The organism is Streptomyces avicenniae (assembly GCF_000719135.1).
Classification (GTDB): domain Bacteria; phylum Actinomycetota; class Actinomycetes; order Streptomycetales; family Streptomycetaceae; genus Streptomyces; species Streptomyces avicenniae.
The window spans coordinates 227,062-240,992 of sequence record NZ_JOEK01000004.1; the positions used below are offsets into that span (position 1 = coordinate 227,062).

The following is a 13,931-nucleotide window of genomic DNA, read 5'->3' on the forward strand; positions in this document are numbered from 1 at the left end:
ACCAGTTGGACCAGCAGGAAACGGGACATAATGCACCAAGAAAGTCGAGGACGCGGATGTCCACGAGCAGCCAGTCCTTCAGCCGCCGCTCCTTCGGCAGGCTGGCAGCCGCCACGGCGTTGGCCGCCGGGGGCGCCGCCGCGCTCGGCGCGTGCGGGACGGGGGGCGGCAAGCCGTCCGCGAACACCCCGCTGCGCATCATGGCGATCAACCACGTCTGGTCACAGGCGATCGCCGACCGGATCGAGGAGTTCGAGGACCGCATCGGGCGCCGGGTCAGCATGACGATGCTCACCGCCGACCAGCTCTCCAACAGCTACAACGTCAAGCTGAACGCCTCGGGGACCGACGTGGACGTCATGATGGTCCGCGCCCTCCAGGAACAGCTGCTGTTCTCCCACAACGGCTGGCTCGCCGACCTCACCGGCTATGTCGAGGGCGACGCCGGCTTCCGGTGGGACGACTTCCAGGAGGCGCCGCGCGGCCGGTCGGTCACCGGCGGGAAGGTCCTCAGCGTCCCGGTGGTCACCGAGCGCCCCGCGCTCTACTACCGCCGCGACATCGTCGAACCGCTCGGCGGCCCGCCCACCACGCTCGACGCGATGATGGACATGGCGCTCGACCTGTCCGACCGGGGCGACGGATTCTTCGGCTACGTCGGCCGCGGCCAGCGCAACGGCGCGGTCAGCACCTGGTCCAGCTTCCTGTTCTCCTTCGGCGGCGCCTTCACGCGGGACGGCCGGTCCACCATCGCCGACCGCGACGCCATCGCCGCCTACGAGTACTACGGCAAGCTGCTCCACGACGCGGGACCGCCCGGCGCCACCAACATGAGCCTGGAACAGGCCATGCCGATCTTCGCCCAGGGCAAGGCCGCCTTCTACATCGACGCGGACGCCATCTACACGAGCTTCCTCGACCCGGCGGTGTCCACCGTCCAGGAGACCGTCGGCTTCGCGCCCTTCCCGGCGGGACCCGCCGGTTCCAAGCCGAGCAACGTCCCGTCCTGGAGCCTCGGCATCAGCGAGTTCTCCCGGCTGCGCGACGACGCGTGGGAGTTCATCCGCTGGGCCGCCGGGCCCGAGATGTCCGCCGAGATCCAGGGCCTCGGCATCCCAGGGGCCCGTGAGTCCGCCTGGTCGGACCCCGCGACCCTGGCCACCTTCCCCACCGACCTGGCCGACGCCATGCGGCAGGGCACGCTGAACGGCGTCGGCGCCGACCGGCCCGACGTGCTCCAGGTCGGCCGCGCCCGCGACATCGTCGGCCGCCCCCTGGTGGCGGGCATCCTCGGCCAGTCCGTGCCCGGTGTGGCGCGGGACGCCGACGCCGAGTTCGCCGACTTCCTCGTCCGTGACAACCGCCACCGGGAGAGCTGATGTCCACCACCGAGGTTTCCCGGCCCGCGCCGTCAGGACCGGCCGCGCCGCGCCGCCCCGAGCGGCGGCAGCGCACCTTCGAGCAGTCCAACCGCCGCCTGAAGTGGGCGATGCTGGCGCCCGCGCTGCTCTTCGTCGGCGCCATGATCGTCTTCCCGCTGCTGTTCACGCTGAACCTCAGCCTCACCGACGCCTTCGGCGCCGTGAACGCGAAGAAGGGCTACGTCGGGTTCCAGAACTTCCTCGACGCCCTGGAGGACTCGCGCCGCTTCTGGCCCGCCGTCCGGCGCACCGTCGTCTTCACCATCGGCGCGGTCCTGATCGAGACCGTCCTCGGACTCGGGCTCGCCATGCTGATGCGCAAGGCGTTCCGCGGCATCCGCTGGGTGCGCACCGTCCTGATCATCCCGCTGCTCACCACCCCGGTCGCCATCGGCATCCTGTGGCTGCTGATCCTCGACCCCACCAACGGCATAGCCAACCACCTGCTGGAGACGGTCGGCCTGCCCCGGCAGGAGTTCCTGGGCTCGGTCAGCCAGTCGCTGCCCACCCTGATGCTCATCGACGTCTGGCAGTGGACCCCGATGATGACGCTGCTGCTGCTCGCGGGCCTCTCGACCCTGCCGGACGAGCCGGAGGAGGCCGCCCTCGTGGACGGCGCCAACGCCTGGCAGCGCTTCCGCTGGGTCATCCTGCCGATGCTCACCACCACCCTCGTCACCGCGCTGGTGCTGCGCTCCGTGGACGCGCTGAAGACCTTCGACATCCTCTACGCGACCAAGGGCCCGGGCGGTGGCTCCAACTTCGAGGTCGAGACGCTGAACGTCTACTCCTACGGCCTCACCTTCGACTACCAGGAGTACGGGCTGGCCTCCGCCGTCCTCGTCCTGTTCACGCTCTTCATCATCGGTGTCGTGGTCCTCCTCCGGCGCCGCGGAAGGAAGTCCGCATGAGTGCCGCAGCCCCCGTCACGCCTTCCACGGCCGCCCCCGTCAGCCGCACCCCGTCGCCCCGGGCACGCCGCCGCCGGAACTGGGCCTGGGTGCGCGTCGTCGCGGTCGTCGCCGTCTCGCTGATCTTCGCGCTGCCGCTCATCTGGATGTTCGCCGCCGCGTTCAAGACCAACGTGCAGGTCACGAACCCGGACGTCGGCCTCATCTTCCGGCCGACGCTCGACAACTTCCGCGCGATCATCGACGACGGCGCCGTCTTCACGTCGATGAAGAACTCCCTGATCGTCGGCGTGATCTCCACCGTCCTGTCCGCGGTCATCGCCGTCCCGGCGGCCTGGGCCGTGGGCCGCTTCCGGATGCACCGCACGGGCTCGCTGATCCTCGTCGCCCGCATCATCCCGGCCATCTCGCTGCTCGTGCCCTGGTACTACCTGTTCGCGCAGGCCGGGCTGGTCGGCAGCTACACCGTCCTCGTGCTCAGCCACATGTTCGTCTCGGTGCCGCTCATCCTGTGGATCATGATCGGCTTCTTCGAGGGCCTGCCGGTCGAGCTGGAGGAGGCCGCGCGCACCGACGGCCTGTCGGCGTTCGGCGCCTTCTGGCGCATCTCCCTGCCGCTGGCCGCGCCGGGGACCGCGACGGCGGCGCTGCTCGCCTTCGTCTTCAGCTGGAACAACTTCATGTTCGCGCTGATCTTCGCCGACGAGGACACCCAGACCGTGCCGGTGACGCTGTTCAACTTCATCTCCTACGCCAGCACCGACTGGGGCGGCCTCATGGCGGCGGCCACCCTCATCACGGTCCCGGTCGTCGCCGTCGCGGTCCTCGGGCAGAAATACCTCGTCGCGGGGCTCACCGCGGGCGCCACCAAGGGCTGAACCCCCGCCGCCCGCGACCCGCTTCACCCGAACCCTCACCCAAGAGAAGATCCCTTCCATGAAGATCACCGACGCGAAGGTCGTCGTCACCTCACCGGGACGCAACTTCGTCACCCTCAAGATCACCACGGACGAGGGCGTCACCGGCCTCGGCGACGCGACGCTCAACGGCCGCGAACTGGCCGTCGTCAGCTACCTCACCGAGCACGTGGCGCCGCTGCTCGTCGGCGCCGACCCGCACCGCATCGAGGACACCTGGCAGCTCCTGTACCGGGGCGCCTACTGGCGGCGCGGCCCCGTGACGATGGCCGCCATCGCCGCCGTGGACGTCGCGCTGTGGGACATCAAGGCGAAGGTCGCCGGGCTGCCCCTCTACCAACTGCTCGGCGGCGCGAGCCGGGAGCGCGTACGCACCTACGGGCACGCCAACGGCGCCGACCTGCCCGAGCTGTTCGACTCCGTACGCGCCCGCCTCGCCGAGGGCTACACGTCGATACGTATACAGACCGGCGTCCCCGGCCTCAAGGCCGTCTACGGCGTCCACAGCCAGGCGGACGCCGCGAACCCGACGCGCCTCGACCAGCGGGTCCGCCCGCACGTGGAGGACTGGGACACCGACGCCTACCTGCGCCACATCCCCGGCGTCTTCGAGGCGGTCAGGAACGAGTTCGGCGCCGAACTTCCCCTCCTCCACGACGCCCACCACCGGCTGACCCCCGTCCAGGCCGCCAGGCTCGGCAAGGACCTCGAACCGTACAAGCTGTTCTGGCTGGAGGACTGCACCCCGGCCGAGAACCAGGACGGGCTGCGCCTCGTCCGCCGCCACACCACCACACCGCTGGCCATCGGCGAGGTGTTCAACACCGTCTTCGACTACCAGACGCTGGTGCAGGAACAGCTCATCGACTACGTGCGCTCCGCCGTCACCCACTTCGGCGGGGTCACGCCGCTGCGCAAGCTCTTCGACTACGCGGCGCAGTACCAGATCAAGAGCGCCGTCCACGGCCCCGAGGACATCTCCCCGGTCGGCATGGCCGCCGCGGTCCATCTCGACCTGGCGGTCCACAACTTCGGCATCCAGGAGTTCTCGGGCCACACCGACCTGACCAACGAGGTCTTCCGGCACGCCTACACGTTCACCGACGGCCACCTCCACCCCGGCGAGGCCCCCGGCATCGGCGTCGAGCTGGACGAGGAACTGGCCGCCGCCCACCCGTACAAGCAGGCGTACCTGCCCGTCAACCGCCTCCAGGACGGTACCGTCCACGACTGGTGACGGCCGCGTGCCGGGGCCGCCGCGCCCGTCTCAGCGCAGCCGCGCCGAGATGGCCGCGGCGGTCTCCCGTACGGTCCCGGCGAGCGCGAGCAGGTCCTCGCGCGGCACGAGGAAGGTCACCGTCGAGACGCTGACCCCGCCGATGACCGCCCCGGCCGCGTCGCGCAGCGGGGCGCCCAGGCAGCGGATCGTCGTCTCGTTCTCCTCGTCGTCCAGGGCGAAGCCGTCCGCCCGCACCCGCGCCAGCTCCCGGCGCAGCGCGCCGCCGTCCGTCAGCGTCCTGGGCGTCCTGGCCGGGAGCCCCGCGCGGCCGAGCAGCGCCGTCAGCTCGTCGTCGCCCAGCTCCGCGAGGACGCACTTCCCGATCGCCGTCGAGTGCAGCGGCATGCGCATGCCGACGTGCGACGCCATCTGCACGGCGTGCGTGCCCGACACCTTGTGCGTGTACGCCGCCCCGTCCCCGCTGCGCAGCGCGGCGTGCACGGTGTGGCCCGTGCGGTCGCGCAGGGCCGTCAGCTCGGACTGGACCAGTTCGTCACCCGCGCCGTCCGCCGTCACCTGCGCGGCCAGGGCCCGCAGCCGGGGGCCCGTCGTGTAGCCGCCGTCGCCGTCCGGCACGAGGAACGCGTCGGCGACCAGCGTGCGCAGGATGCGGTGCGCGCTGGCCTTCGGCACCCCGGCGGACGCGGCGATGGCGCCGAGGCGGTGCGGGCCGCCGGGCGCGGCGGCGGCCTCCAGCAGGCGCAGCGCCTTGGCGGTGGCGTTGCCCGCGTCGGAAGAACGGCCCCCGCGCGCGCCGGTCCCCGGGGCGGTGGCCGTGGCTGCATCCGTCATTGACAGCTCCCCGTGCGCTCGTTAGCGTCTGAAGCGTTTCACTCAACAGAACAGCATTCTACGTAACGGAACGCGATGCCTGCAACCAGCCCCCTCCTCGCCGCCCTCGGCGCCCAACGCCTCCTCCCGGTGCTCCGCTCACCGGACGTCCCGGCCGCCGTCGCCCGCGTCACGGGCCTGGTCGAGGCGGGCTGCCGGGCCGTCGAGCTGACCACGTCCACCCCCGACTGGCACCTCGCCCTCGCCGCCTGCCGCCGCGCGCTCGGCGACGGGCCGCTGCTCGGCGTCGGCACCGTCACCACCGCCGACCAGGCCGCCGCCGCCGTCGAGGCGGGCGCCTCCTTCCTCGTCTCGCCCTACCCGGCCCCCGCCGTCCGCGCGGTCGCCGCCGAGCACGGGACCGTCTTCGTCGAGGGCGGCTTCACGCCCGCCGAGGTCGCCGACGCCGCGAGCCGGGGCCCCGCCAAGGTGTTCCCCGCGCACGTCGGCGGCCCCCGCTTCCTCTCCTCGCTGCGCGCCGTCCTGCCGCACGCCGTCCTCATCCCGACCGGCGGCATCGCCGTCGAGGAGGCCCCCGCCTACCTCGCCGCCGGAGCACTCGCCGTCGGCATCGGCTCCGGCCTGCCCGAGGACCCCGCCGCGCTCGCCGCCGTCTTCGGGGGCGCGTGATGGCCCGCTTCGACGTCGTCCTGATCGGCGAGATCCTCGTCGAGCTGTACTGCGAGGGCCCCCTCGGCGACCGCACGCCCGTGCGGCTCGGCTTCTCGGGCGACACCCTCAACGCCGCCGCCGCCTCCGCGGCGGCCGGGGCCCGTACGGCGGTGCTGACCGCCGTCGCCGACGACCAGCTCGGCGACGCCCTGGTCCGCCGCGTCGCCGACCTCGGCATAGACACCTCGCTGATCCGGCGTGTGCCCGGCAGCAACGGCGCCTACATGCTGCACGGCGACCTCTCGGGCGAGCGCGAGTTCACGTACTGGCGCACCGGCAGCGTCGCCTCCCGTCTCGACGCCCCCGACGTCGAGGCGCACGCGGCCACCCTCCGCGAGGCGGGCGCCCTGGTCGTCACCGGTATCGGCAGCGCCCTGTCGGACACCAGCCGCCGGGCCGTCCTCACCGCCGCGCGCCTCGCGTCCGAGGGCGGCGCCGCCGTCGTCTACGACCCCAACTTCCGCGCCCGCCTCACCACCGAGGAGCGTGCCCGCGCCGCGCTCGCCGAGATCGCGCCGTACTGCGCGCTCGTCACGCCCTCCTGCCCCTCCGACGCCCGCGCGCTGCTCGGCACGGACGACCCGGAGACGGCGGCCCGCGCCGCGCGCGCCCTCGGCGCCGAGGCGGCGGCGGTCACGGTGGGCGCCGACCGCGTGGTCGTCGCCGGCGCCGACGCCGTGGTCACGCTCCCCGTGCCGAGAGTGGCCGAGGCCGTGGACGCCACCGGCGCGGGCGACATCCTCGCAGGGACCACCGCCGCGCGCCTCGCCCTCGGCGACCCGCTGCTCACGGCGATCAGCCTCGGCATCGGCGCGGCCTCGCTGTCCGTCGCGGGCGAGGGCGGCACCGGCCTGATCCCCACCCTCGCCGCCACCCGGGCCGCCGCTCCGACGCCGCCAGGCTGAGGCCGGACGGTCACCGCCGCGCGAACCCGACCGCCTCGCGGACGCCCCGCTCGGGGTCGTCGGCGAGGCGGTCGAGGAGCGCGTCCACCCCGGGCGTGGACCAGTCGGCCACGGCATGGACGAGCGCCGCGCGCACGGCCGCGTCCGGATGACCGGCCAGCGGCGCCAGCCGGTGGAGGGGCCCGCGCCGCCGCAGCCCGAACCAGTACAGCGCGTCACACAGCACGGCCGGATCGCCCGGATCGCCCGCCGCCTCCACCCGCGCGAGCAGCACCTGCGCCGGGGGCGCCGGGCCGTCCAGGGGGTGCAGCAGCCGCTCCCGCAGCCGCCGCGACCCGTACGCGCCGCGCACCCGGCAGCCGTCGCACGTGCAGGGGCGCGTGCCGTGGGCGCCGGGGCGGTAGCGCCAGCCGATCGCCTGGCTCACCGGGCGGACGCGGTGCACCTCCGCCGCACGGACCGCGCGGGGGACGAACACCTCCCAGCCCCGTGGGTCGTCCAGCGCGCCCACCCGCCGCACCGCCTCGCCGGCGGTGACGACCTGGTGCGCGCCCGCGCCGTGGCCCGAGTAGTGGCCGACGCGCACGGGCTCGGCGTCGGGCAGTCGCAGATGCACGGCGACCAGGTTCCCCGGCCCGCCGTGCCGCGACAGCTCGCGCAGCCAGGCATGGGTCAGCGTGTACGACGGCAGCACGGGGAAGCAGTAGACGCCGCGCGCGCCGTCCTGCGCCCAGCTCACCGCGCGTATCCCTGACCGCTTGACACGGGCCACGTTCACGGCGGGCGTGAGATGAACGAACATCGCCATGCGGCAGATGATAGGGGCGCTCCCCGGCCCCGTCCGTACCTCAGATCCCGGCCAGCACCTCGTCCGCCAGATCGGCGACGGGGCGGTGGCCGTCGAGGACCACGCCGTCGTCGCGCAGCCCGTCCGCCGCCCCGGCCCACAGCAGGTTCTGCTCCTTGCACCAGCGGCGGACGAACGCCTCACGCCCCGGGTCGCCCGGCGCCGTCGTCCGCCCGTCGATCCGGCGCTCCAGCTCGGCGGGGGAGACCCGCAGGCAGACGTGCCGCACGTCCACACCCGCCGCGCGCAGCCCCCCGAAGATCTCCCGGCCGTAGGCGGCGTCCACGAGGGTCTGCGCCGCCAGGAGGGGCCTGCCGTACTCCTCCAGGAGGCCGAGGGCGGTCGAGACGACCTGCTTGCGCCACAGCGGCAGGCGCTGGAAGTTGTCCCACGGCACCGGCACGATCTCCCGCAGCAGGTAGCCGGTCTGCTCGGGGTCGTAGACCAGTGCCTCGGGCACCCGTCGGCTCAACTCGCCGACCAGTGTGGTCTTCCCGCTGCCGAAGGCGCCGTTCACCCAGATCATGCGAAGCGTCATCGGCTGAGGGTAACCGCCCGGCCCGCCGCCGCAGGTACGGGTGTGATCCGGCCACCTGCCGTGACGCCTCACCGCCGTCCCGGACCGGCATCACACGGCTCCCATCTGCGCCGACGTGGTTCCGGGCGCACGCCCACGATCCCCGTGGATCGGCTGGAAATGACCGGGCATGCGCAGGGAAAGCGGGGGTAACCGAAGGAGCGCCGCCCCAAGAACTGGTGGCCGCGGAAGGAGAGACCCTGTGTTGATGGCACACCCCGCTGTCCTGCGGAACCTCGTCGAGCAGTACGAGATGCTTCTCGTCCTGCGGGACGGCGCAGCCGACCCGGACGCCGCCCGTCGTCTGGAGGACGTCACCTACACGCTGTGCGTGTCCACCGGCACCAGGGAGGCGGACGCCGCGCTCGCCGCCGCCCGCGCCCAGCTCGCGGCTGTCGCCCCGCCGCCGGGCGCCCCCCTGCTCAGCGGAGCCTGAGCACACACCCCACGTTCCCGCGTCCCCCCACACGGCCGGTCCGCCACCCCACGGCGGACCGGCCGTTCATCCGTCACCCGGAGGGTCAGCCGCGCGGCGGCGCGGCGCTCCCCGTCTCCCGTCCGGCGGACGCGACCGCCACCGGCGCCTCCACGGCCTCCGCCGCCTCCCGCCCCGCCGGGGGCGTGCCCGGCAGGTCCAGGCTGTCCCGCAGCGTCGCCGGGGTGAGGAACAGGACCGCGACCACGCCGATCAGCGCGATGCCCGCCGAGATCAGGAAGATGTGGCCGGTCGCGTCGCCGTACGCGGCGCGGATCACGCCCTGCACGGCCGGTGGCATCCCCGCGACGTCCAGCGTGGACCCGGCGTTCGCGCCGCCCGCCGAGGGGTCGATGCCCAGCTCGCGCAGCCCGCGGGCGATCTTCGTCGCCACCTGGTTGGCCAGCACCGCCCCGAGGATCGAGACGCCCATCGTGCCGCCCAGCGAACGGAAGAACGTGATCGCGCCGCTCGCCGCGCCGATCTCCTGGAGCGGCACCGTGTTCTGCACGACGAGCACGAGGTTCTGCATCGACATGCCGACACCGACGCCGACCGCGAACATCCCGGCGCCCACGAGCACCAGCGACGTCTCGTGGTCGATGGTGGACAGCCCGAGGAAGCCCAGCGTCAGCACGACGACCCCGGCGAGGATGTACGGCTTCACCTTGCCGGTGCGCGACACCATGCGCCCCGCCGTGGCCGAGGACAGCAGGACACCGGCCATCAGCGGGATCGTCAGCAGGCCCGCCTCCGTCGGCGAGTGGCCGCGCCCGATCTGGAAGTACTGGCCGAGGAACACCGCGCCGCCGAACATCGCCATGCCCACCGCCAGGCTCGCGACGATCGCCAGCGCCGGGTCCCTGCGCCGCACGACGTGCATCGGCACCACCGGCTCGCGCACCCGCGTCTCGACGGCCACCGCCGCGCCCAGCAGCACGACGCTGCCGCCGACCATGGCGGCCGTCTGCCAGGAGAGCCAGCCGAAGTCGGTGTCCACGAAGGTGACCCACAGCAGGAGCAGGCTCACCCCCGCCGCGATGAGGATCGCCCCGGCGTAGTCCACGCGCGCCTCCGGACGGCGCACCTCGTCCAGGTGCAGCGTCCGCGACAGCATGACGAGCGCGATCGCCGTGAACGGCACCGCGATGAAGAAGCACCAGCGCCAGCCGAGCCAGGAGATGTCGGTGATCGCGCCGCCCAGCAGCGGGCCGCCGACGGTCGCCACGGCCATGACGCCGCCGAGGTAGCCGTTGTACCGGCCGCGCTCCTTCGGGCTGATCATCGCCGCGATGATCACCTGCACCAGCACCTGGAGGGCGCCGAGCCCGAGGCCCTGGACGGCGCGGAAGGCGATCAGCTGGGCGGTGTTCTGCGCGAACCCGCAGGCCAGCGCCGAGACCGTGAAGATCACGATGGCGATCTGGAGCAGCAGCTTCTTGCTGAACAGGTCGGCCAGCTTCCCCCACACCGGGGTCGAGGCCGTCGAGGCGAGCAGCGTCGCGGTGACCACCCACGTGTACTGGGACTGCGTGCCGTTCAGCGAGCCGATGATCTGCGGCAGGGCCACCGAGACGATCGTGGAGCTGATCATCGCCATGAACAGCACGATGAGCAGGCCGCTCATCGCGCGCAGGACGTGGCGGTGGTCCATCGGCCCGCTTCCGGGGGCCGCTGCCGTGTGTGCGCTCACGCGCACCTCCTGGGGGACGGATGACGGGTGGGACGCCGTCCAGCATAACTGCACACTGGGCATCTTTGCGCACTGGGCAAGATGGTGCCCGGCTGTAGCATCATGGAGCCATGGACACGCCCACGGGACTGCGCGAACGCAAGAAGGCCGCCACGCGGCAGGCCGTGCACGAGGCCGCGCTGCGCCTCACCGTGGAGCACGGGATCGAGAACGTCACGGTCGAGGCCATCGCCGACGCGGCGGGCATCTCGCGCCGCACCTTCTCCAACTACTTCGCCAACAAGGAGGAAGCCCTCCTCTTCGGCGACACCCACCTCACCGCGCTGCTGCTCGCCGCCGTCAGGGAACGGCCCGCGCGCGAGTCCGCCTGGGCCGCCCTGCGCGCCGGGGCCCACGCGGTGTTCCTGGAGCAGGACCACCTCCCGCGCGAACCCGAGTGGGCCGTCCGCACCCGGCTCGCCATGCGCCATCCGTCCCTCCACGCCCGGCAGCTCGCCGCGCGCCTGGCGCTGGAGAACGACCTGGCGGAGGCCGTCGCGGGCCGCCCCGGCACGGAGACCGTACGGCCCCGCGTCATCGCCGCCGTCTTCCTCGCGATGCTCCGGCTGGCCACCGCCGAGTGGATCGAGCTGGAGGGCGGCCGGACGGTCATGGAGATCCTGGACGAACTCCTCGACGAGGCCGCCCGCCCGCTGCTCTGACGCCCCGTCAGCCCTCCCGATCCCGGATTCCCTCGAACGGGTGGTTTGGCCGCGACGCCCGCCGCCGGACGGCCGTCGGGCGCTTGGGTGAGGGCGTGCGCCCCGGGGGCGCGACCGTCTCCTGGAGGTGTCCGTGGCGACCCGTGACCTCACCGACCAGCCGTTCCCGTTCCGCCGCGGCCTCGGCGAGCGCCGCATCGCGCTCGTCGCCTGGCGGTTGCTCGTCCTCCAGGTCGCGCATCCCGCCGTCGCCGCGGGGATGACCGACTGGTCCACCTACCGCGCCCACCCCTGGCGCCGCGTCCGGCACACCATGGACAGCGGACGCCGCCTGTTCTTCGGCGACCAGGACACCCTGCGCCGCGAGATCGCCCGCCTCGAACGCGCCCACCGGCGCATCCACGGCGCCGACACCACGGGCCGCCCCTACACGGCCGAGGATCCCGCCGTGCGCGTCTGGGTCCTGATGACCCTCTACGAAGCGCTCACCGCGATGCGCGCGCTCTCGGGCCACCCCTACACCGCCGCAGAACTCGACGTCCTCTACGCGGAGTTCCGCGCCGCCTGCGCCGCGTTCCAGCTGCCCGACGCGCTGTGGCCGCCGTCGGCCGCCGACGTCCCCGCGTACATGGAACGCACCGTCCGCGAGACCCTGGAGGACGGCCCCGAGCTGCGCCATCTCCTCACCGGCATCCTCCGTGAGGCGCCCCTGCCCTCCGGGCTGCGGCTGCTGCGGCCCGTCTGGCCCGCGCTGCGCGTCGTCATCGCCTCCACCGTCGCCTCGCTCACCGTGGCCGACCTGCCCGCCGCGTTCCGCGAACGCCTCGCGCTCCGGCGGGGCCGCCGCGCCGCCGCGCTGTCCTGGACCGCGCACCGCGTGGCGCGGCACGTCATGACCCGGCTCCCGGACCGCTGGCGCTACCGCGTCCTGCCCTCGGGCGAGGTGCCACGGCCCGCCCGGCCGCCCCGCCACCGCCCCGCCCGCGGGCGCGACCGCCGCCCGGCGCGCCTCGACACGTTCTTCCGCCAGGTCCTCGACCAGACGGGCGACGGCCACCTCGGCCCCGCCGACCTGCGGGCCATGGCCCACAACGTCTGCTGGCCGCTGGAGCTGACCGCCGAACGCGAGGCGGAGGTCCACGCCGCCTTCGACACCTGGTGGCGGCAGATGGCCGCCACCATGGACACGGACGGCGACGGGCGGATCTCCCGCGCTGAGTTCGTGTCGGCCACGCTCCGCGGCATCGACCGCGACCCCGCCTACCTGGCCGACGGGCTGCACGTCGCCGTCCGCGCGATGTTCCGCGCCGCGGACACGGACGGCACGGGCCACCTGTGCGCCGACGAGTACCGCGCCGTCTTCGGCGGCGCCCGCGTCCACCCCGCCGAACTCGGCCAGGGCTTCCGCGAGCTGGACGCCGACGGCGACGGGCGGATCTCCGAGGACGAGTTCGTCCTCGCCTTCACCGACTACTTCTCGGCCCGCGCCGACACCACGGCGGGCAGCCGCATGCTGGGCCGCGCCTAGCCAGGCGACGTCAGTCCTGGCGCGCCGCCTCCCACCTCCACGAGGTCCGGCGGGGGAGGCCGTCGAGCTCTCCCCGGCCGGTGCACCACAGGAGCACCTGCGGGGGGTCCCCGTCAGGGGCGGTGGGGAAGAGCCGGTCGAGCACCGCCGCGCTCAGCGGCGCCGGGGGAAGCCAGTCCACGGCCAGTCCCCGCGTGATGTCGTGGGTGTGCAGCAGGATCTCGGCGACGCCCATCGCCGCGAACCCCGAGGGGTCGCACGGGCCCCAGTGCCAGGCCCGCAGGCCCGGGTCGGCCGTGGCCAGGGCGCTGCCGAGCAGCCGGCCGCAGGCGGTGACGGTCTGGAGCACCTCGGCCGGGGTGGCGGTGGGGCGGACGGTCAGGTCGATGGGGAGGTAGGCGTCGGCGGGCTGCGCCGCCAACTGCCCCGCGTAGGCCAGCAGGTCGTGACCGATGTGGGCCGCCGTCTGCCAGCAGGTCCATTCGAGCGGCCCCGCCGCCACCGTCCAGTCCTCGGCGGTGCGCGGCCCGAGCACCCGCAGCATCTCCGCCACGGCGGCGTCGATGTCCTGATGGTCCATGCGAAGCTCCTCGCGGTCCGTGTCGGGGGAGAGACGTACGGGGTGGGGCGTCGCGCTCAGGTGACCAGCCGCTGCACCAGGCCCCAGGTGAACTCGGCGACGACATGGCCCGTGCCGCCCGCGGCGGTGGGCGCCTCGAACGCCAGGCGCGACCTGCTGGGCGCCGAGCCCTCCATCGGCCGGACGGGCGGGAAGGCGCGGGCGACCTCGGCGATCGTGCACGACCAGGGCGTCACGTCCTCCACCGTGCGCGGCACGGCCGCCCGGCCGCCCGGCGCGCGGACCAACTCCTCGTTCCAGACCGTGCCGTCGGGGGCGGTCATGACCTCGAAGCACAGGTCCCGCCAGAGCGGCAGCGCCCAGCTGTGCGCCTCGACCACCAGGTCGCCGACGCGCCGCCGCGTCGTGGACTCAGGGCGTCCGAGCGCCGAGCGGTACCGCGTCAGCGGTCCTGGACCGCGCCGCGCGTGGGCCATGGCCTGCCAGTGGCGGTTGGCGTCCCGCATGCGGTCGCGCCCCACGCCGAGGGTGCGCAGCGCGTCCTCCACCAGGTGCGGCTGGAAGTCGGCCATCCGGCGCAGCAGGACCAGTTGG

At 73.7% G+C, this 13,931-nt stretch carries 15 protein-coding genes; 9 read left to right on the forward strand and 6 right to left on the reverse strand.

What is annotated here, in order from left to right; genetic code table 11:
* The first annotated feature begins 56 nt into the window (after positions 1–56).
* From IF27_RS09705 to manD, 4 genes are read left to right on the forward strand one after another with little or no spacing between them, the layout of a single operon-like run.
* A complete protein-coding gene (locus IF27_RS09705; protein ID WP_052849024.1) occupies positions 57–1,379 on the forward strand; it encodes an ABC transporter substrate-binding protein in 1,323 nt (440 codons plus the stop codon).
* Positions 1,379–2,332 (forward strand): carbohydrate ABC transporter permease, encoded by a 954-nt coding sequence (locus IF27_RS09710; RefSeq protein WP_052849025.1) that lies wholly within the window; start codon positions 1,379–1,381, stop codon positions 2,330–2,332. Before IF27_RS09705 ends, IF27_RS09710 begins: the two co-directional genes overlap by 1 nt.
* The gene (locus IF27_RS09715) at positions 2,329–3,210 is read left to right on the forward strand and encodes a carbohydrate ABC transporter permease (RefSeq protein ID WP_052849026.1); all 882 of its coding nucleotides are present in this window, start codon (positions 2,329–2,331) and stop codon (positions 3,208–3,210) included. The genes IF27_RS09710 and IF27_RS09715 overlap by 4 nt, the downstream gene beginning before the upstream one ends.
* A 58-nt stretch (positions 3,211–3,268) precedes the next feature.
* Positions 3,269–4,486, forward strand: coding sequence for a D-mannonate dehydratase ManD (gene manD / locus IF27_RS09720; RefSeq protein ID WP_052849027.1), 1,218 nt, complete (start codon positions 3,269–3,271; stop codon positions 4,484–4,486).
* Positions 4,487–4,516: 30 nt separating this feature from the next.
* On the opposite strand, the gene IF27_RS09725 is transcribed toward manD, so the two are convergent.
* On the reverse strand, positions 4,517–5,320 hold the full coding sequence (locus tag IF27_RS09725) for an IclR family transcriptional regulator (RefSeq protein ID WP_052849028.1): 804 nt from the start codon (positions 5,318–5,320) through the stop codon (positions 4,517–4,519).
* A gap of 75 nt (positions 5,321–5,395) precedes the next feature.
* Between IF27_RS09725 and IF27_RS09730 the strand changes: the two genes are divergently transcribed.
* Both IF27_RS09730 and IF27_RS09735 read left to right on the forward strand, forming a co-directional pair.
* Positions 5,396–5,989 (forward strand): bifunctional 4-hydroxy-2-oxoglutarate aldolase/2-dehydro-3-deoxy-phosphogluconate aldolase, encoded by a 594-nt coding sequence (locus IF27_RS09730; protein ID WP_052849029.1) that lies wholly within the window; start codon positions 5,396–5,398, stop codon positions 5,987–5,989.
* Positions 5,989–6,936: a sugar kinase gene (locus IF27_RS09735; protein WP_052849085.1), complete on the forward strand. Its 948-nt coding sequence runs from the start codon at positions 5,989–5,991 to the stop codon at positions 6,934–6,936. Before IF27_RS09730 ends, IF27_RS09735 begins: the two co-directional genes overlap by 1 nt.
* A 10-nt stretch (positions 6,937–6,946) precedes the next feature.
* On the opposite strand, the gene IF27_RS09740 is transcribed toward IF27_RS09735, so the two are convergent.
* Together IF27_RS09740 and IF27_RS09745 are read right to left on the reverse strand one after the other, a co-directional pair.
* Positions 6,947–7,744 (reverse strand): HEAT repeat domain-containing protein, encoded by a 798-nt coding sequence (locus tag IF27_RS09740; protein ID WP_190232886.1) that lies wholly within the window; start codon positions 7,742–7,744, stop codon positions 6,947–6,949.
* 40 nt (positions 7,745–7,784) lie between these two features.
* On the reverse strand, positions 7,785–8,321 hold the full coding sequence (locus tag IF27_RS09745) for an AAA family ATPase (RefSeq protein ID WP_223290980.1): 537 nt from the start codon (positions 8,319–8,321) through the stop codon (positions 7,785–7,787).
* A 241-nt stretch (positions 8,322–8,562) separates the two neighbouring features.
* Between IF27_RS09745 and IF27_RS09750 the strand changes: the two genes are divergently transcribed.
* Positions 8,563–8,796, forward strand: a complete 234-nt coding sequence (locus IF27_RS09750) for a DUF5133 domain-containing protein (protein ID WP_052849031.1) — start codon at positions 8,563–8,565, stop codon at positions 8,794–8,796.
* Positions 8,797–8,881: 85 nt separating this feature from the next.
* On the opposite strand, the gene IF27_RS09755 is transcribed toward IF27_RS09750, so the two are convergent.
* The gene (locus tag IF27_RS09755; protein WP_052849032.1) at positions 8,882–10,489 is read right to left on the reverse strand and encodes an MDR family MFS transporter; all 1,608 of its coding nucleotides are present in this window, start codon (positions 10,487–10,489) and stop codon (positions 8,882–8,884) included.
* Between the two features lie 149 nt (positions 10,490–10,638).
* Here IF27_RS09755 and IF27_RS09760 point away from each other — a divergent pair, with 149 nt between their 5' ends.
* A complete protein-coding gene (locus tag IF27_RS09760; protein ID WP_052849033.1) occupies positions 10,639–11,229 on the forward strand; it encodes a TetR/AcrR family transcriptional regulator in 591 nt (196 codons plus the stop codon).
* A gap of 133 nt (positions 11,230–11,362) precedes the next feature.
* Complete coding sequence (locus tag IF27_RS09765; protein WP_052849034.1) at positions 11,363–12,757, forward strand: oxygenase MpaB family protein; 1,395 nt, start codon at positions 11,363–11,365, stop codon at positions 12,755–12,757.
* A 10-nt stretch (positions 12,758–12,767) separates the two neighbouring features.
* On the opposite strand, the gene IF27_RS09770 is transcribed toward IF27_RS09765, so the two are convergent.
* Together IF27_RS09770 and IF27_RS09775 are read right to left on the reverse strand one after the other, a co-directional pair.
* Entirely contained in the window at positions 12,768–13,337 is a 570-nt protein-coding gene (locus tag IF27_RS09770) for a maleylpyruvate isomerase N-terminal domain-containing protein (RefSeq protein WP_052849035.1), read from the reverse strand.
* A 56-nt stretch (positions 13,338–13,393) separates the two neighbouring features.
* Entirely contained in the window at positions 13,394–13,909 is a 516-nt protein-coding gene (locus IF27_RS09775) for a hypothetical protein (protein WP_338058203.1), read from the reverse strand.
* Between the last annotated feature and the right edge of the window lie 22 nt (positions 13,910–13,931).